This is a genomic window from Cyclobacterium lianum, assembly GCF_900143075.1.
Lineage (GTDB): Bacteria > Bacteroidota > Bacteroidia > Cytophagales > Cyclobacteriaceae > Cyclobacterium > Cyclobacterium lianum.
Genome location: NZ_FRCY01000001.1, coordinates 583,501 through 600,541, shown reverse-complemented (window position 1 = coordinate 600,541; position 17,041 = coordinate 583,501). Strand labels below are relative to the sequence as shown.

General features: G+C 49.2%; 14 protein-coding genes. All 14 read right to left on the bottom strand.

What is annotated here, in order from left to right; all coding sequences use genetic code 11:
* Nucleotides 1-195: 195 nt before the first annotated feature.
* The 14 genes from BUB19_RS02380 to guaA all read right to left on the bottom strand — a co-directional run bounded on the left by BUB19_RS02380 (nucleotide 196) and on the right by guaA (nucleotide 16,990).
* On the bottom strand, nucleotides 196-1,086 hold the full coding sequence (locus BUB19_RS02380; RefSeq protein WP_073091245.1) for a cation diffusion facilitator family transporter: 891 nt from the start codon (nucleotides 1,084-1,086) through the stop codon (nucleotides 196-198).
* 213 nt (nucleotides 1,087-1,299) lie between these two features.
* The gene (locus BUB19_RS02375; RefSeq protein ID WP_073091238.1) at nucleotides 1,300-2,733 is read right to left on the bottom strand and encodes an amidohydrolase family protein; all 1,434 of its coding nucleotides are present in this window, start codon (nucleotides 2,731-2,733) and stop codon (nucleotides 1,300-1,302) included.
* Nucleotides 2,730-3,422 (bottom strand): DUF4386 domain-containing protein, encoded by a 693-nt coding sequence (locus BUB19_RS02370; RefSeq protein WP_178371425.1) that lies wholly within the window; start codon nucleotides 3,420-3,422, stop codon nucleotides 2,730-2,732. Before BUB19_RS02370 ends, BUB19_RS02375 begins: the two co-directional genes overlap by 4 nt.
* The gene (locus BUB19_RS02365) at nucleotides 3,409-4,131 is read right to left on the bottom strand and encodes a DUF4386 domain-containing protein (RefSeq protein WP_073091233.1); all 723 of its coding nucleotides are present in this window, start codon (nucleotides 4,129-4,131) and stop codon (nucleotides 3,409-3,411) included. The genes BUB19_RS02370 and BUB19_RS02365 overlap by 14 nt, the downstream gene beginning before the upstream one ends.
* Nucleotides 4,132-4,153: 22 nt before the next feature.
* Nucleotides 4,154-4,525, bottom strand: a complete 372-nt coding sequence (locus BUB19_RS02360) for a DUF6567 family protein (RefSeq protein ID WP_073091230.1) — start codon at nucleotides 4,523-4,525, stop codon at nucleotides 4,154-4,156.
* Nucleotides 4,526-4,591: 66 nt separating this feature from the next.
* Nucleotides 4,592-5,638: an NAD(P)-dependent alcohol dehydrogenase gene (locus tag BUB19_RS02355; protein WP_073091227.1), complete on the bottom strand. Its 1,047-nt coding sequence runs from the start codon at nucleotides 5,636-5,638 to the stop codon at nucleotides 4,592-4,594.
* 95 nt (nucleotides 5,639-5,733) lie between these two features.
* Complete coding sequence (locus tag BUB19_RS02350; protein WP_073091224.1) at nucleotides 5,734-7,533, bottom strand: helix-turn-helix domain-containing protein; 1,800 nt, start codon at nucleotides 7,531-7,533, stop codon at nucleotides 5,734-5,736.
* Between the two features lie 479 nt (nucleotides 7,534-8,012).
* Entirely contained in the window at nucleotides 8,013-8,912 is a 900-nt protein-coding gene (locus tag BUB19_RS02345; RefSeq protein WP_073091221.1) for a TraB/GumN family protein, read from the bottom strand.
* Nucleotides 8,913-8,924: 12 nt separating this feature from the next.
* Nucleotides 8,925-10,478, bottom strand: a complete 1,554-nt coding sequence (locus BUB19_RS02340) for an FG-GAP repeat domain-containing protein (RefSeq protein ID WP_073091511.1) — start codon at nucleotides 10,476-10,478, stop codon at nucleotides 8,925-8,927.
* Nucleotides 10,479-10,697: 219 nt separating this feature from the next.
* A complete protein-coding gene (locus tag BUB19_RS02335) occupies nucleotides 10,698-11,069 on the bottom strand; it encodes a DUF6567 family protein (protein WP_073091218.1) in 372 nt (123 codons plus the stop codon).
* A gap of 120 nt (nucleotides 11,070-11,189) precedes the next feature.
* The gene (locus tag BUB19_RS02330; RefSeq protein ID WP_073091215.1) at nucleotides 11,190-12,092 is read right to left on the bottom strand and encodes an NAD-dependent epimerase/dehydratase family protein; all 903 of its coding nucleotides are present in this window, start codon (nucleotides 12,090-12,092) and stop codon (nucleotides 11,190-11,192) included.
* Between the two features lie 118 nt (nucleotides 12,093-12,210).
* Nucleotides 12,211-13,497: a glutamate-1-semialdehyde 2,1-aminomutase gene (gene hemL, locus BUB19_RS02325; protein WP_073091212.1), complete on the bottom strand. Its 1,287-nt coding sequence runs from the start codon at nucleotides 13,495-13,497 to the stop codon at nucleotides 12,211-12,213.
* Between the two features lie 7 nt (nucleotides 13,498-13,504).
* On the bottom strand, nucleotides 13,505-15,163 hold the full coding sequence (locus BUB19_RS02320; RefSeq protein ID WP_073091207.1) for an ABC transporter substrate-binding protein: 1,659 nt from the start codon (nucleotides 15,161-15,163) through the stop codon (nucleotides 13,505-13,507).
* Nucleotides 15,164-15,460: 297 nt separating this feature from the next.
* On the bottom strand, nucleotides 15,461-16,990 hold the full coding sequence (gene guaA, locus BUB19_RS02315) for a glutamine-hydrolyzing GMP synthase (protein WP_073091201.1): 1,530 nt from the start codon (nucleotides 16,988-16,990) through the stop codon (nucleotides 15,461-15,463).
* Nucleotides 16,991-17,041: the final 51 nt, after the last annotated feature.

The following is a 17,041-nucleotide window of genomic DNA, read 5'->3' as shown; positions in this document are numbered from 1 at the left end:
CAGGATTGATTACTTGCAAAAGGGCTTCACATGCCCTATCGTCCGTTCACTTCCGCCGGATTTTTCAATCCATTTGAACAACCGGTTTTGAACACCATTCGGAAGATTAAGTACAGGTCGGTCGTCGCATTCCTTTGAATACTAGATACTTGAGATAGATACTGGTAGCAGAACCTGGAGCCGATGTCAAAAAAATCAGGTAGTATCCCTGTTCAGTTCACAGGTACTGGCATCCAATTCTACCTGTATGGTATGGTGATGGAAATCATATTCCTTTAAAGCCTCCAGGGCATGCTGCCGTACCTGATCTACTTTATCGTATTCCGAAATATTCTCCAATACAAGGTGTGTGGTAAAGACATGATGGCTGCCATCGAGTGACCAAATATGCATGTGATGAACCGACTGCACGTGGCTTACAGCCTTAAGTTTTGCCCTGATTTCTTCCAGGTCGATTTTTGCCGGAACGCCCTGCAGTAGCAAATAAAGCGTGTCCCATAATCTGCTACCCACTCCATACAGGATAAAAAGCGTTATACCGATTGACAGGGCGGGATCCAGAAAATACCAATCCTTAAATTGCAGAATAACGGAGACGATCAGTACGGCCAGCCATCCCAATACATCTTCCAGCAAATGCCAGCTAATGACCTTTTCGTTTAAAGAGGTGGCTCCCCGGGTTCGCCAGGCTGCGTAGCCATTGGCCGCCAGACCAATCACCGCTATCCCCATCATCCAAAGCGACTGTACCGGCTCGGGATGCTGAAACCTTCCTACCGCTTCTATGACGATGTAAACAGAACCTCCGATCAATACAAGTGCATTTACCAATGCCCCTAACAAGCGAAAGCGTGCAAACCCGAAGCTGAACCTGTCTGTTGCGCTTTTTTCAGAGGCTTTCTTTTCCAGGTACCATGCCAGACCCAGCGAAAGGGAGTCCCCGAAATCGTGTAAAGCATCTGAAATAATGGCAATGCTATTGGTAAGAAAACCACCTGCAATTTCCAGACAGGTAAAGGCAAGGTTTATAAAAAAAGCGATTCTCAGGTTTTTCGTTCCCCCTGAATGTTCATGCGAATGGGCCATTGCTTACTTTTCTCTGGTTGAAATCCATCTGACAACCTCCTGGAGTTGCCGCCGCAGCAATTACTCCCTGTAAAACAGGTCCCAGGCGCCCTACTTTTGGTGGCCTCCTGCGAACGCTAAACCATAAATACCCGTACAAAGCCTATCGGCACAGTAAGGAACCAGGATAGGTCATCGCCGCGCTGCCTTTTTCCCAAAACTCAATCGCCAGGCTCACCGTTCCCGCAGCAAATACTCCGCGTAACGCAGGGCCGAGGGTAGCAAATTGTTCCGCTCCCGTGCATGACCCGTAAACGCCTCCAACTGCTCCCGGGAAATGTAGCGCCCGCCAACCCATACCCCCTCCGGCTCCCTCATCGTGTCGGGATCTTCCACTGGATTGCTTTGCACCAACACCAGGTTGGCCTTTTTCCCCACTTCTACCGTGCCGGTATTGGTCAGAAAGTCGTGGGTTTTTGCCGGATTGACGGTGGCGGTTTGTAACGCCTCATAAGGACTCAGGCCGGCTTCCCGGTAAAAGGCCAATTCCTGATGCATGGAGACACCGGCCGGGGTGATGCCAATGCCGGCATCGGTACCCGCGACCAGGTTGACACCCGCCTCCTGCAATTTGCGAACCGCAAGCAGGTGAAAGCGATGCTGCGCCAGAATCTTATGAGCCAGCAGAGAATCGTTCTTCTCTGCTGTTGTCCACCGCTGGTACTGGGCCTCGCTGTCCACCATCCGGATCAGTGGATTCATAAAATCCAGATCCGGGGCCTCCAGGATCTGCTCTTCGGTCAGCAGGCGGTAAATATTGTAATACACTACCAGTGTGGGACAGTGTGCGGACGAGGGAAAGGAAGCGTAGTCCGCCACTACCCGGGCCAGACCGGCCGTATCCAATTGGTAGTTCAGGGCCTGCTGCACGATGTCTTCGCTATGTTCTACGCTGACAATCTCCTCCCGCAGGTGTGCCGCATAGGGAAGGGCCGACGAGGGGTGGGCGGCGATGTCTATATCCTGTATCCGGCACTCCTCCAAAATGGCCTCGAAAAGCTCCGGTGTCAGCCCATTGTAGGTCTTGATAAAATCGTAGCCTCTCGCCTTGTAGCTGGCCACTTTTTCCCGGGCCTGGTCTACAGAAAGAAGCTGCAGGTTATCGTCTCCCGGATAATCGGGCCCGGTGAGTTTGGGGCCGGAGGTATAGAAGTCCGGGCCCAGCAACTCGCCCTTTCGGATGGATTCCTTCATGCGCAGGTGCATGGGCTGACCCCAGAGGTTGCGCACCGTGGTCACCCCATTGGCCAGGTACAGGCCCAACTCCTGGGAATCCCAGACGTGCACATGCATGTCCGTCAGCCCGGGCATCAGGTATCCGCCTTTTCCATCGATTACCGGTATTTCCGACAACTCAATTTGAGAAGCAATTTCAACGATAAGGCCGTCCTGTAGGTGTACCATCTGATCGGCTAGCACGGTATCGGCGGTCATGGGTACCACATGCACATTTTTGATCAGGTAGTCGCGTTGCTGCCAGTCAGCTTGCTCCGCTATTTTCAGGTAAGAAAGGCTGTGTTGCTCCTGAAAAATCAGGGCAAAAACCAATATTAAAATCAGTAGGAGTAGGCCGCCGGCTATCCGGCTTATTTTTTTGACCAGATTCATGAGAGAGCAGCAATTGGTTGAGAAAAGCGCTGCCGGCAGGCCCGGAAAAGCAGCCAGAATGCAAAGCCAATCTCTGCAAAGGCCATGGGTACGCTTGCGATCATTTCGATAAATGCAATCTCTTGTACATAGCCGGGAATCATTATTTTAGCTAGGTGTATGCCCGTGTAAAAACCACCCGCGACGAGCAAAAGCCAGCCGAAAAAGGAGGGTATTTCGCTTCCCCTGACTGCCAACAATCCCAATCCCAGCAAGTGAAATCCAAACAGGACCAATCCCTGGGACCATACCCACTCAAAGCGCTGCAGGGAGAGCAGCACCTCCTTGGCACCTGCAGCAGCTTCCACCAATGCGCTCGCCTCCAGCAAATGGACCACTGCCGCCAACAATACGAATGCATAAACAATCCTGATCAGGGCGGTAAGGGCCGAAAGACGGAAATTAACTTCCTTCAGGAATCCGTGCAGACTGCCTGCTACCAACAGGTCCAGTACCACAATCGCTCCCCAGGCTGCGATCCCATAGCTGAACAACTTACCCGATGATTGCAGGTTGCGGTAGGTTTCTTCGGGACTGTTTGGGTCGATCAGCCCGCTGTGCACATATCCATAGGCAAAGCCGGCTAGCAGGGCCATGGCTATCAAAGCCAGCCCGGAAAGAAGGGCCATATTTCGTTTATCTGACATCATTCGCATTCAATTTACTGATAAGAAATCCTTTTATCAACAAATAGGCGGTGAGTGTAACCTCCCCCAGAACAGCCGTCACTCCCACCAGTACCGCCAGCCAGGCTTCATTACCAGGAAACAGGAAATCGCCAAAGGCTTCCATTTCGTAGCCGATCCCAGCCATGATCATCAAGATCCCCAACCAGCCGGGTACCGGAGAGCGGTACAGCAGGAGCCCTAATAGCAAACAATGGAGGCCAAAAAACACCCCTGCTATCAGATAGCCTGTTCGGTGCGCTTCCATAAAGAGCAGGCTCATCGATTGAAGCTGCGGTCCGTCAAATCCAGCGAGGAAATCCGGTGCCAGAGCTGCCTGTAGGGCCAGGTAATGATTGAGCAGATTCAAGCTACCTATCGCCGGATGAGCCAGTAGCCGCAACACCATTGCCGTCAGCGCCAGCGTCTGCCCATAGGCACGAAACAATTTGAATAAAAAGATCGAAATGATCGCATCCAACAAAAAAGCGATCAGATCGAGTCCCAATCCCAGGCGAAACAGGCCTTCCTCGCCCGATATATTCAGGGAGGTGGCCACCGCATCATCCGGAACGATCAGACTACTCCGGATGTACCCCTGACTGAAGCCAGCCAAAACGATTACCAAAAGGTACATGAGGCCCGTTTGCCTCATGTACGCCTTTCTTTCCGATTTTTCCTGTAGTGGATTCATAGCGAAATACCTTTAACTACAATTACCTGGTAAATTCCACCACCGTCCCACTTACGGTCAGGGTCCTTTTGTAGTAGAAAGGAGGAACCCCGCCTACATGTTCTTCGGTGAGTACATTGGTAATGGTACGGCTACCTGACGTCAAATCTGCCTCTTCGATCATGGCGGCATAGGCTTCATTATAGAGGCTTGTCCGGTTTGTTCCACCGAAAATCAGCACGTAGTCGACCGAAGCCGCACCGCTTACCTGACCAATGACTTCAAAATTTTTACTACCCAGGTGCACCTCAGTGCTGTTTTGGTTCTGATTCAGAACCCAGGCCTGGTTGACCCCGCAGGATCCCAATCCAACAAGTAATGTGAGGGCAATGATTGCATTCTTTACGTTTTTCATCTTTGTATATAGTTTGAGTTTTAATGATCTGATATCTGCCTGTCGGCAGAATGTTAAGGAATAATTCTAATCCTGTAGATTTTTTTTTCCGGATAGGATTTGATTTGAAACAGAAGTGAAATCTTCCGAGTTGATAATAATGATATTTCCTCTCTTGTGACCGGAGTCGATGTATTGGTGTGCTTCGGAAAGCTTTGCCAGCGGATATTGCCGGTCGATTACGGTCCGTAGCTTTCCCGCTTGCTGCAGCTCCAGCACCTCAGTCAACAGACCCCTAAGCTGACTGTCAGAAAGCAAACCGGTCGCTTCAAAAACCGCCTTTTTAGACGAAAAGTAGCGGGTAAACAGCATTTGGGCGAGTAGTGAAAATTTGAGAACCGGAGAATAATAGGTACCCTCCTTCTTCAATACCCGCCGGCAGTCCGCAAAGGAGCGTTTGCCCAGGGTATCAAAGATCAGGTCGTACCGGCGGTCACTTTTCGTAAAATCCTCTTTCGTATAGTCCACCACATGGTTGGCTCCAAGTGATTTTACCAGGCCAGCATTCCTGCCGCTGCAAACTGCCGTCACTTCTGCGCCCAGGTACCGGGCGATCTGTACCGCGGCCGTTCCCAGGCTTCCGGAGGCACCGTTGATCAATACCTGATCGCCCGGTTTTACTCCGCCAAGACGCTTCAGGTAATTGTAAGCCGTCAGGTGACCGTCGCAGAAGCTGGCTGCCTCCGAAAACCCAAGTGTTTCGGGGAGCGGCAGGAGTACCCCACTGGCTTTTAGGCGCAGGTATTCGGCATTGGCACCAAATCCAATGGTGGTTTCGCCGAAAACGGGGTCCCCAATCCGATAATTGTTAACCTCCCTGCCAGTTTCTACCACGTAACCGGCAAATCCGGTTCCCGGTATGGGGCTTTTAGGCTTCCTTAGTCCGATAATGAGCCGGCCAAACCAGGGCTTACCGGTACGCATCATTGCGTCTGCGGTGGTAGCCGAAGAAGTGATGACTTTCACCAATACTTCGTCGGCTGCGGGCTGTGGCCTGGCCACCCGGTGTGGTTTCAGAACGGAAGCGGGCCCATATTTTGTGACCTGTATGGCCTCCATTTTTTCGTTGTTCATGACATTTCTTTGTTGATTCGCAACAAAGGTGGTCTATGGAAACCTCACAAAGGTCCGGAAAAATGTAAAAGAAGTTCGGAATTATAATCCTGAACTCATTTGTCCGGTAAACTGCTGCTTTTTTGAAATTCCCTGGGGGTCATACCGGTTTCTTTTCTGAATACCGTATTAAAAACCGTTTTGGAATTGAAGCCACTTTCATAGGCCAGTCCGATCAGCGAAATGTAGGCATTTTGGGGATCTGCAAGCAGTTTTTTAAAGTGCTCCACACGAAACGCATTGATATAGGCATTGAAGTTTTTGCCCTGCTTTTCGTTCAGCAGCCAGGACAGCTGGTTGGGGTGCATTTCCAATTGTCCGGCCAGAGAGCGCAGGGAAAGAGAGGGATCCAGAAAGGGGCTTTCGGCAGCCATGAAATCAGCCAGCTTCTGAAGGCTTTGGTCTGCCTCCGATTCACTGAGTTCTGCGCTGTTCCGCCTGGAAGACGTGGCGGCTGGAGCGGCATCTGCATAAATCCGTTGCCGGTATTGCTCAAAACGGGTGCTGCTACGCAGGTAATCGGCCAGGGGGTCACCAAAGGCCAGTAAGAGAATGGAAGATTGATTCTGGAATAGTTTTTCCAGGATCGAAAATGCCTGCTCCTCCTGATGAAGGGTACAATACACGAAAAACAAATAGGCATGTGCCTGAAAGGATGTATCTCCCGAGGCATTGGTTTCCAATTCGGCCAGCAGCGGGGAATAGCTTTCTTTTTCCCCCTGCATGACCCGAAGGAGGCAGGTCAATCCCAATTTTTCATCCGGCATGATACCGTCCGGCTCCCCGTGAACAATCAAAGTCTCTGCCCGGTCAAATGACCGTGTTTTCAAAAACACATAACTCAGCGTAATGAGCGCAGGTAGGTTTTTGGCGTTTGCTTCCAATAGCTGCTCGAGTAGTACTTCTGCCTCATCAAAGGATTGAGAACGATACAAAAAATACGCCTGATAAAATTTTGTTTCCGGGTTAAGTGGATCTATGGACCGGGCATAGCGCAGGTGTTCGCCTGCTTTCTTCAGGTCGTCCTTCAGCATAAAAAGAAATGCCAGAAACTGATGCCCTTCGGCATAGGTAGGTTTACTGGCGATCGCCTGCTGGCCATACCACATGGCTTGGCCAAAATTGGCTTCGGTAAAGAAAGCCTGGTTGGCTAGCAGGTAGTTCAGTGGCGCATTTTGGGGATCAAGGGCTTTGGCCCGCTGAATGGACTCGATGGCTTTGGCCCAGGCAATCTCGCGCGGAGCAAAGCCGGCAACCGCCAAAAAACTGTAGGCATCGGCCAGGCCGGTGTGTGCGTCGATCAGGTCGGGGTCGATCTGCAGGGCCTTTTCAAAATACCCGATGGCCTGGTTGGTATCTTCTGGATTCCAACGGTTAAACAGCGACTTACCCTTTAGGTAATGCCGGTAGGCCTCTACTTTCCCGGTCGGTGCCTGTACCAGTTGATCGGCAATGTCCAGGTGCCCAAATTGTTCCCTAAGCTTGTCAGCGATCCGAAGGCTGATTTCATCTTGTACGGCGAAAATGTCTTCCAGTTTTCGGTCCCAGCTTTCGGACCAGAAATGAGAATCGTCTGATACATTGATCAATTGCGCACTGATGCGCAGGCGATCGCCACTCACCCGCAAGCTGCCTTCGAGCAAATTCGCCACTCCCAATTCCCTACCAATTTCTGCCACCGGGCGATTTTGCCCCTTGAAGAAAAAACTGGAAGTACGGGAGGTGACTTTCAGCTGTTCAATCTTCGCCAGTGCATTGATGATTTCTTCCGTAATGCCATCGCAGAAAAATTCGTTTTCCGTTCCGGGACTTGTATTGACAAAGGGCAAGACGGCAATGGATTTCGGGTTGATCATCCTGTAGTTTCGTTTATCCGGGATTCAGCGAGTCAAAAATTGGGGTTTCAGGTCCTAATTTATATATTTTTTTTATAAGAGACCCCTGACTTCCGGATATGCTTTGGAGCTGCCCCGTTTGCATGGCGCAAATCGCAGGAATTGTGATGTCCCTTTCAGGACTTTTAGCAGGTATACATGCCACTGATGGACCCCTTTCTTTAGCCGGGAACCCGATCGCTTAAAAACAAATCTATATTCCTACTACTTCCCTGATCAGGTAGTGTTTACCCGGACATTTCCCTGCCTGGCCTCAATTTTCGCACCGGGTGTGTCGTGGCTTTGGGGTGATGGTGTGTTAATCCGGACAAACCGGTATGCGGTTTTGGTTCGGTACCAGACAACAGTGCTGCCAATCTTCCTCGATCAATTGACTTTCCTGGCCGGCACCCATATCCGGTAAACTCCGCTGCAATATTTTGGAATTCTCGTTCTGATATTCACCTCACCGACAGGGGTATAACCGTGTAGCCAAGAGCGCTCAGCTGATTGATCAATCCGCATTTGTACATGAGATGACTTAGTCCGACCGCGATGAAGCAATTCTTTTCGCTGAGTAATTCTCCAATTCTCTCCATCCATTTATTGTTCCTGTCTGTCAACATCAGCGCATTGGTACAAGGGGCCTGCAATTGGTAGTCTACCTCCATCCGCGCATACCAATCAGTCTCTTCACAGTCACTGGTATGCCTGGCTCTGATTTTTTCTATGATGGCGGACAACCTGCGTCTGTGAATTTTTCGGGGCATCCCCTCGACATCCTTATTGATCAGCGCTATTTGCTCGGCTGTAGATTCGAGTCCAATAAGTTCGATGTCTTGTTCTACGGCCCGAGAAGCAATGTAATCATCCAGCGAGAGAGAAGTATCCTCAGGCGCTTTGTTCAAACAGATCTGTTGTTTAAAATGCCTGTTGAGGAAAACATGCATTTCGGTGGGACTCATTTTATTGAAATCTGTAGGGCTGTCGGCAAAGAGATCCTCGATGTACATCAGGTCATCCTTTGCCAGGTATTTTTTCCAGGTGGTAGTCGCGGTACGTGCATTGATGATATCTTCCGGAGTTTTCCCTGGAATATTCAGGTTTTCCTTGATCAATACCTCACTGGATGACAGCGCTTTGCCTGCGTTCGTCAATGCGTCGAAAAATTCCTTTCCAAATGCATGGTGTGTTCCAAATAGGTAGGAGACATTATTGCTTTCTGAAGAAGTCACCTTGAATAAAATGGTATTAACGGGACCAGAATTTATCCTGGTTTGTCCTCGTACTGACCCCACCTGAAGCGTGAGCCATACTAACGGAAATAAGAAATAGAGGATACTTTTTATTGTATGTTCCATATCAGATGATGATCATTTTGTCCGGTCCAAAGTATTATTCTCCAGGATCAGCACACTGGGTATTTCCTCCAGACCTCTCATTAGCAACTTGGTGTATTCCATGGTATTGTGGGCATAGGATCCCAGCACAATATCGCTATCTCCGTCTCCGTCAAGGTCACCCACATCCATGGTCAGCCATTTGCCGGCCGCAGCTTCCGGGATCATCCTGGGCTGAAAGATCAGGTCTCCCCGGTTTTCAAACAACAGGAACTGCTCATTCGGATCTTCCAATTCATCATAGAAGGCGATGGTGGCCAGATCCAGATCCCCATCTCCATCATAGTCCAGGGCCATTACTTTTGCAGCGCCGTATTGGGGATAAAACCAGGCTTCCTCAAATTGGCTGTCGCCCGTATTGAGATAGATTCGAAATCCATGGTAAGGTTTGTAGACACTGGAATAATCCCAGTTGTCCCCATTGCTGACCAGCAAATCCGATACTCCGTCTCCGTTCAGATCCTGCAATTCAAAATAGCTGGTGCCCATAAGCGGGGAAAACCGGAGCAATATTTTCTCTGCTTCAAATTGTCCATTACCCTTATTGAAAAATACGGATATGCGCTCGTCTCCCTGGCAAAAGAGTGCCAGTATATCCGGCCTGCCGTCCTGATTCAGGTCAGCAACTTCTACTTTCCGTGCCCCGGCACCGCCAAGGGTAAGCGGATCGGATTGAAAATCGCCATCCCGGTAGATGGAAATGTTCCCTCCATTGTGCCCATAGTTGCTGATCAGCAGTTCCGGGCTTCCATCTCCATCCAGGTCTGCCCAGGTACTGTATACGGGTCTGGCTAGCCGATCCAGCTTCCTATTCCAACTACCTGCATTCAAATCCATCTCGTACAATGCTCCCCGGGAAAGGTCGCTTGGTGAGATGGAGCCAATCGTGATGAAATGATACAGATTGGCTGCTTCCCTGGAAAAATGCACCGCAGCACTGCTGATAGCAGGAAGTGTAAAGAGCTCATCGTTTTTATCCATGGCGTACAATTGATTGCTGCCAGCATCCGAGATAAGCAGTTCGCTACGCTCCTCGTTGACTGCTACCAGGCTGGTTTTAGGACTTTTGATACCTTCAATAAAGAGTGTTTTGGCGGTAAAGCCCGAGAGCGCTTCAACAGCTGACCTGGGCACTTGCGCAGGAAGCGCTGGTGGCGCTTCGGCAAGGTAAAAATCTACAATGGCCTGAAAATCCGAAGGGCTGATCAGGGGCTTAGCAGGATACACGCCCATTCTTTTTACTACCGCTATTTCTTCTGCAGTCTTTTCTTCCCATACCCCCAAACTATCCTGAGCAGCCTGATCACCCATCAGCGCTGCCATCTGGGGCAAAACTTTTTCTTTCCAGATGGAATTTGGCAATAGAGAAGGGGAAGGATAAATATGGCAACTGCCACAGTAAATTTTGGCCAGTCGCTCTCCCTTTAGCAGTGCTTCCTCCTGGCCCCAAACAACATGGCTTTGAAATACTCCCAGCAGGAACAAGGTAGCGGATAGACGAAACAGGAGCACTTTAACCAAAGTCATTTCGGTTGCAGACGCAGGATAATCAATATTAATTTTATCCTTAAGCGATCTTGTATTGTGCAGGCGGAATGGCTGTATTTGAATCATAAAATCCCGGCACCAAAGATAGGGCATTAACCGAAAGCGAGAGACAAGCGGGCATAAAAAAAGCACAGGAAAACCATTTTATTCCTGTGCTCCCTAATCTTTTGCTACAGCCTGCAGTCACTACTACATGTCCTACCTGGTAAATTCTACCACAGTACCGCTTACCGTAATGGTACGCTTATAGTAAAACGGAGGAATACCGCCCACATGTTCTTCTGTAAGTATATTGGTAAGGGCCCGTGATCCGGAGCTCAATTCCGCCTCCTCTATCATTGCCGAATAGGCTTCATTAAACAAATTCCTTCGGTTTTTTCCACCGAAGACAAGAATATAATCTACCTCAGCCGCTCCCTTTACCTGGCCAAGGACCTGAAAATTATTGCTTCCCAGGTTCACCTGGGTGTTATTTTGATTTTGATTGAGCACCCAGGCCTGATTGACGCCGCATGAACCCAGACCGAAGATTAGTGCCATTCCCAGCATGACATTTCTGGCTTTTTTCATGGTAGATGATTGAAGTTTTTTACAAAATAGCGTATAGAATGAATGGGGTTGGGAAGTAAGTGGCAATGCGAATTGGGCTCTCCTACAAGCGGCGCCATATTCGTCAGTTTTCATCCAAACCTATTCTCCTTTCACGTATTTTCTCCAGTTGTGTTGCTCTTTAAATCCCAAAACTTCACGGATTTTTTTATTGGAAAACAAAGCCTCATGTTCGCCCAATTCACGGGTAATCTCCACTCCAGGAAAAAACCGTTCCGCCAATTCTTTGCTGGGAATAATTGCTCCGTTGTGGTCATTACCGGCATTGAATACCTGGTATCCCAACCCATCTTTCTTCACACATAAGTCCACAATCTGCCCCAGGTCACGGGCGTCAATATAGCAAAAGGCGTTTCTGCGGCGCACTTCGGGATGTTTAAAATAGTAGGGAAATAATTCCTGGTATTCATGCGGCTCAATCACGTTGCCAATCCGGAGCGCGTAAATATCGAAACCGGAACGTCGCTGAAAAGCGCGGGCCGTTTTCTCATTGACGACTTTGGACAGGCCATAGCTGTCCATTGGGTTCACATCATAATCTTCTTCGAGTGGAAGGGAGTGTGGATCGGTAGGACCGTCAGAAAAACAAACTCCATAGGTGGTTTCCGAGGAGGCGATGATGATCTTTCGAATGCCCATTTTTACCGCAGCTTCAATCACGTTATAGGTACCGATGGTGTTGACCCGGAAGGTCTCATTATCCGGATTGATCAGGATGCGGGGTACAGCGGCAAAATGCACTACCGCATCAAATTCCGGAACGCCGTTGCCGGGCTCCAGCTCATCAAGGCCGGCATAGGAGCTCATGGCATTGAACATCTGCCCGGAATCGGTAATGTCGGCGATAAGGTTATCCACCCCGGGGTGATCCAGGGGTTTCAGGTCAACGTTCATCACCCGGTATCCCTGATCGAGCAGGTAAGGAACTACGTGTTTTCCTGCCTTTCCGGATCCTCCGGTAAATAATAATCGCTTTTTTGTCATAGGTTTATCGATTGCTTTCAGTCAAAATTAGGGTAGAATGAATGTTCACCGCGACCTCCACGACTTTATTTTTTAACTGCAACTATTATTCCCGTTGCCCGGTTTTGTTTTGTAACATTCAAATCGTTTTAAGCGCCGCCTCATTGGCCTCCAGAATTCGATCCAAATGCTCAAGCTCCAGGGCGGTGGACAAAAACAGACTTTCGTATTGCGATGGTGCCAGGTAAATGCCCCGATTCAGCATGGCATTGAAATACCTGCCAAACATTGCGGTATCGCAGGTTTGTGCATCCTGAAAATTTTTCACTTTCCGATCCGTAAAAAACAGGCTGTACATACTCCCTATAGAATTTGTAGTGAACGGCATGCCCAGTCGCTTCAGGGTAGCCTGTATGCCTTCCACGAGGGTCTTACCGGTTTGCTCCAGGCGTTTGTAGACTCCTGGATTTTTGTTGAGGTGCTGCAGCATGGCCAAACCTGCCGCCATGGCAATCGGATTTCCGGAAAGGGTTCCTGCCTGATAGACCGGACCCTGTGGGGAAACAAATTCCATAATTTCCTTGCGGCCGCCGTAAGCACCCACCGGCATGCCTCCACCAATGATTTTGCCCATGGTAGTCAGATCAGGCCTTACACCCAGGACTTCCTGGGCCCCTCCTTTGGAAAGCCTGAAGCCGGTCATCACCTCATCAAAAATCAAAACGATGCCTTCCTCGTCACAGATTTTCCGCAATCCTTCTAAGAATCCCGGCTCCGGTAACACGCAGCCCATGTTGCCGGCTACCGGCTCGAGTATGATCGCTGCCACCTCATCCTTATTGGCTTCCATCAACAGCCTGACCTTATCCAGATCATTGAAAGGGGCCAGAAGTGTGTCCTTTGCCGTACCACTGGTGACTCCCGGTGAATCGGGGTTTCCCATGGTAATGGCACCCGAACCAGCAGCAATCAAAAAACTGTCGCCATGACCATGATAATTGCCTTCGAACTTGATAAACTTGTCCTTTCCGGTATATCCCCTGGCCACCCTTATGGCAGACATGGTGGCTTCCGTACCGCTATTGACCATCCGCACCTTCTCTACAGAAGGTACCATGGTTGTGATCAATTCCGCTATCTCCACCTCCATGTCCGTCGGGGCACCGAAGGAAGTACCATTTTCCATGGCTTTGACCACCGCTTCCCTTACTTCAGGATGATTGTGTCCCAGAACCATGGGGCCCCAGCTATTGATCAGCTCAATATACCGGTTACCATCCACATCAAATATGTAGGGTCCCTCTGCTTTGGAAATAAAAAGAGGCTTCCCACCTACGGCCTTAAAAGCCCTTACGGGAGAATTTACCCCTCCGGGAATGTATTTTTTGGCTTGTTCGAAGAGTTGCTTGCTTTTTTCTGTAATCATGAGTGAATTATTCTTCTATAGTCAATACGCCTTCTTCCAAACTAAGAATAGGAATGTAATCGTTGGACCTTTTGCCGGAAAAATCAAATCCAAATGTGAGCTCACCACGTTGATACCCCATCTGATCCAGATTTTTACGAAAATCAAAGCCCTGGTCTCCGTTTATCACCCGACTGACGAAGTCCCCGAGTTCGTAGCCAGTGTACACAAATGCACTGGGGTAGGTCTGGTAAGTATCCAGATAGCTCTCCCTGAAATCAGTCAGGTTTTGTCTATTAAAATCTACTGTATTGTTACCTACAAAGTGGAAATTTCTGGTTTCCATCATTTCATAATTGGCAAAATTAAAATACAACCAGCTTTCCATGACTATTATGGGCAGGTCAGGACCGATAGCTTCCACCATGGCAAAAACCGGAGCCGCCACATTCGGGTCGTCAGAGAAGACCACCATCATGTCCACCTCTGCTTCTTCATTGTTGCCCAATCCCAGATTCTCAAAAAAACCACGCATGTCCTGGCTATTCACTTTCCTGCTTTCGCTGATCTGCAAACCGTTCCTTCGCGCCATTTCTGTAAAAAGGCGCGCGAGCTGCTCATCTCTGCTTGCTCCGGAATAGGCCAATGCAATCCTTTTCCCATTGAACCTCCTGCAATAATCAATGACTTTCTGGCTAATGGCTTCCACTGAGGGCCTGAACAGATAAGAGTAATTGGAACCCTTGATATTTTCGTCCATATTGGAGAGCGGGTTGATCTGCGGGATCTGGTACAGGTTTGCAAACTCAGCCACCAGGGCAGTTTCCTCGGGATAGATCGGCCCCAATATAATATCGGCGGTTTTCAGAAAGGGCTCTGCTAGTATGGCACGGACTTTTTCGGTATTCCGTTGTGTATCATATACCTGAAAATTGAGTCTTGTACCCTTTTCCCGGGCCTGATCCAGGGCAAGCTGTATACCCTGATACAACTGAAGGACAAAATTATTTCCCTGAAGCGAAGCGGTGCCCGATCCGCCATCGTAATTGAATGGAAGCACTACTGCGATATCCAGCACCTGATCCTTCCCGGCATTCGATTCGCTTTCAGCAATATCAAAAGCTTTCCTTCGTACTTCCTCATAAAGGTTCCGCTCAGTCGTGGACAAAGTTCCCTGTGTTTCCAGCAGTCTTTTCAGCGCCATTACCAGACCCATATTTTCGGGGTACTGTCTATATTGCGCTTCCAGCACACTTGATGAACTCACCTTCAAAAATTCATAGGTAGCCTTATAGGCTTCTTGCCGTAAGGCTTCAACAGATATGGCCGCAATTTGTTTGAGAGCCTCGCCGGGTGCAGACAACTGAAAATGCGAAAGTGCGAGCAAATACCTGGCTTCATCCTCTCCTTCCCAGTTGCTGTTCTGCTCCAGTACCATCATACTCGCATTTTTAGCCAGTTCAAACTGTCTGTTTCCATAAGCTGCACGGGCAAAATGATAGCTCGCAAAATCTGCAAGCTCGCCGTATCTCTCTCTATCCATGTATGGTCTCAAAAGCTCCATGGCAGATGCATGGTCTCCTTCCTCAATGAGACGCTTTGCGCGTTCGTAGCTGGCTATATCTTCCTGAGCGAACAAACCCCCAAGGCTGATGAATAAAAAGATGATCGGTAGTATTATTTTCATGGTCGGCAGATTTTTACAGGCTAGGATAGTCAAATTTCATACCTATTTTTTTTAACGCTAAGTATACCATAGTCCGGCTGATACGGTCTAAGACTATTTCGAAATCAATCACTGAACCTGCCCCTTGTAAGTTCCGGATTGATTCTACTGCAGTGTAAACGTTTCTCTACTATGGTGAGGGGCTAAAACGACTCGAAAGGTATCATCCGGCTTAAAGATAGTTCAGATCGGGTTGAAATCCGAAAGAAAGGTGCCGTAAACCCTTTCCGTATATTCGAATCAGGGTCAGCATGGCTTTTATTCCCATTCTATCGTGGCAGGAGGTTTGGAGCTGATATCGTATACCACGCGGTTTACCCCCTTCACTTTATTGATGATATCGTTGGATATTTTCCCCAAAAATTCGTAGGGAAGGTGGATCCAATCTGCGGTCATACCGTCTACGGAAGATACCGCCCTGAGGGCCACAACGCGCTCATAAGTGCGTTCGTCGCCCATCACGCCCACTGATTGGATGGGCAGAAGAATGGCTCCTGCCTGCCAGACCTGATCGTAAAGCCCTGCATCTTTCAGGCCTTGAATAAATATGTGGTCCACTTCCTGAAGGGTTTGGACCTTGTCCTGCGTGATATCTCCCAGGATCCTGATCCCCAGACCAGGGCCGGGGAAAGGATGTCTGCCGATGATAGCATCCGGAATATCCAGCGCCTTTCCTACCTCTCGTACTCCGTCTTTAAACAAGGTTTTCAGGGGTTCTACCACCTTTAGGTTCATGAAATCGGGCAAGCCGCCAACGTTGTGGTGCGATTTGATTGTAGCAGAGGGACCATTGACGGATACCGACTCAATGATATCGGGGTAGATGGTGCCTTGCCCCAGCCACTTTACATCCTTAATTTTATGGGCCTCTTCGTCAAAAATCTCGATAAATGTTCTTCCGATGGCCTTGCGCTTGCCTTCCGGGTCGGAAATCCCCTCCAGGGCATCATAAAACTTCTGTCTGGCGTCTACGCCAATCACATTCAGACCCATCCCTTTATAGGAATCCAATACCTCTGCAAATTCATTCTTGCGCAAGAGTCCGTTATCCACAAACACACAGGTAAGCTGCTCACCGATAGCCCGGTGGATCAAAGTAGCCGCGACGGAAGAATCTACCCCTCCGGAAAGGCCCATGACGACCCGATCTGAACCTATCGTTTTTTTGAGTTCATCTACGGTGATATCGATAAATACATCAGAAGTCCAGTCCTGAGAGCAGCCACAAATCTGGACTACAAAATTTCTGAGCAGGTTTTTCCCCTCGGTAGAATGAGTTACTTCGGGATGGAACTGAATGCCGTAGGTTTCCTCCCCCTGGACTTTATACGCTGCTATCCTTACTGAGGGAGTACTGGCAATGATGTCAAAGCCTTCAGGCAGCTCCTTGATGGTATCCCCGTGTGACATCCACACCTGCGAACCATGCGTCATTTCCTTAAACAAGTCAATATGGGTATCCAGGTGAGACAAACTTGCCCTTCCATACTCCCTGATCTCTGAAGGCGCCACATTTCCCCCATATTTCTGGGCCAGCAACTGGGCCCCATAGCATACGGCCAGGACAGGGATTTTGCCCCGGATCATTTCCAGATCCAGGTCGGGAGCGCCTTCATCTCTCACCGAACAGGGGCTCCCGGAGAGGATAACACCTTTAATGTCTGCAGAAAGTGGGGGGATTTTATTGAAGGGATGAATTTCGCAATATACATCCAGTTCCCTGACCCGCCTGGCAATAAGCTGGGTGTATTGGGAACCAAAGTCAAGAATTAAGATCTGTTCGGCCATGCGCAAAGTTAACCAGCCCCTCCCAAATCCCGAAATAAAAACGCCAATTTT

Bases quoted from the DNA above. Each gene is read 5' to 3' on its own strand.
- BUB19_RS02380 (WP_073091245.1), bottom strand. From the start codon at position 1,086: ATGGCCCATTCGCATGAACATTCAGGGGGAACGAAAAACCTGAGAATC.
- BUB19_RS02375 (WP_073091238.1), bottom strand. From the start codon at position 2,733: ATGAATCTGGTCAAAAAAATAAGCCGGATAGCCGGCGGCCTACTCCTA.
- BUB19_RS02370 (WP_178371425.1), bottom strand. From the start codon at position 3,422: ATGATGTCAGATAAACGAAATATGGCCCTTCTTTCCGGGCTGGCTTTG.
- BUB19_RS02365 (WP_073091233.1), bottom strand. From the start codon at position 4,131: ATGAATCCACTACAGGAAAAATCGGAAAGAAAGGCGTACATGAGGCAA.
- BUB19_RS02360 (WP_073091230.1), bottom strand. From the start codon at position 4,525: ATGAAAAACGTAAAGAATGCAATCATTGCCCTCACATTACTTGTTGGA.
- BUB19_RS02355 (WP_073091227.1), bottom strand. From the start codon at position 5,638: ATGAACAACGAAAAAATGGAGGCCATACAGGTCACAAAATATGGGCCC.
- BUB19_RS02350 (WP_073091224.1), bottom strand. From the start codon at position 7,533: ATGATCAACCCGAAATCCATTGCCGTCTTGCCCTTTGTCAATACAAGT.
- BUB19_RS02345 (WP_073091221.1), bottom strand. From the start codon at position 8,912: ATGGAACATACAATAAAAAGTATCCTCTATTTCTTATTTCCGTTAGTA.
- BUB19_RS02340 (WP_073091511.1), bottom strand. From the start codon at position 10,478: ATGACTTTGGTTAAAGTGCTCCTGTTTCGTCTATCCGCTACCTTGTTC.
- BUB19_RS02335 (WP_073091218.1), bottom strand. From the start codon at position 11,069: ATGAAAAAAGCCAGAAATGTCATGCTGGGAATGGCACTAATCTTCGGT.
- BUB19_RS02330 (WP_073091215.1), bottom strand. From the start codon at position 12,092: ATGACAAAAAAGCGATTATTATTTACCGGAGGATCCGGAAAGGCAGGA.
- hemL (WP_073091212.1), bottom strand. From the start codon at position 13,497: ATGATTACAGAAAAAAGCAAGCAACTCTTCGAACAAGCCAAAAAATAC.
- BUB19_RS02320 (WP_073091207.1), bottom strand. From the start codon at position 15,163: ATGAAAATAATACTACCGATCATCTTTTTATTCATCAGCCTTGGGGGT.
- guaA (WP_073091201.1), bottom strand. From the start codon at position 16,990: ATGGCCGAACAGATCTTAATTCTTGACTTTGGTTCCCAATACACCCAG.